1 protein-coding gene is annotated in these 680 nt (G+C 62.2%); it reads left to right on the top strand.

The window, feature by feature from the left end; genetic code table 11:
* Positions 1-627: 2Fe-2S iron-sulfur cluster-binding protein (locus F6Q13_RS19010; protein WP_293059833.1), on the top strand; the 627-nt coding region annotated here is incomplete at its 5' end.
* Between the last annotated feature and the right edge of the window lie 53 nt (positions 628-680).

Raw genomic sequence — 680 nt, 5'->3', positions numbered from 1 at the left:
CGCACCCGGGCGTCGACGATGTTTCGCGGCGAGCTCGACGAGCTGGGGTCGCGCTATGCCGACCGGCTGGAGATTAAACACGTGCTTTCTGGTGAGCCGCACCGCAATCGGTTGCTGACCGGGCGCATCGACCAAGCCAAGCTGCAGACTTGGCTGGCCGGGGAGCTCGATCCCGCCACGGTCGACGAGTGGTTTTTGTGCGGGCCGCTGGGGTTAGTCACCACGGCGCGCGAGACGCTGATCGCCCACGGTGTCGAGGCGAAACGCATCCATGTGGAGTTGTTCTACGGCTATGACAAAACCGAGGACAGCGGCCCTGCCGCGGGTGCGCAGCCGGCGAAGGTCACCATGACCTTGGGCGGCACGCAGCATTGTTTCGATTTGGCGCCTTCTGAGTCGGTGTTGGAGGGGGCGTTGGGGGTGCGTGAGGATGCCCCGTATTCGTGCATGGGTGGGGCCTGTGGCACCTGCCGCGCGAGGTTGCTCAGCGGCACCGTGGTGATGGAGCACAACTTCGCGCTGGGGCAAGACGCGCTGGATCAGGGCTATGTACTGACCTGTCAGGCTCATGCCACTTGCCCGGAAATCGTCATCGATTTTGATGCTGATGCGAAGCACAGCGGTTAGCTAGTGTCCCGCGCCGTTAATTCGTTTTATTAATCTTCCAATGGACTCCAGGA

The sequence above is a fragment of the Mycobacterium sp. genome, from assembly GCF_008709575.1.
GTDB lineage: Bacteria > Actinomycetota > Actinomycetes > Mycobacteriales > Mycobacteriaceae > Mycobacterium.
Note: the sequence above shows the minus strand (reverse complement) of the source record. Positions and strands in the feature narration are given on the sequence as shown.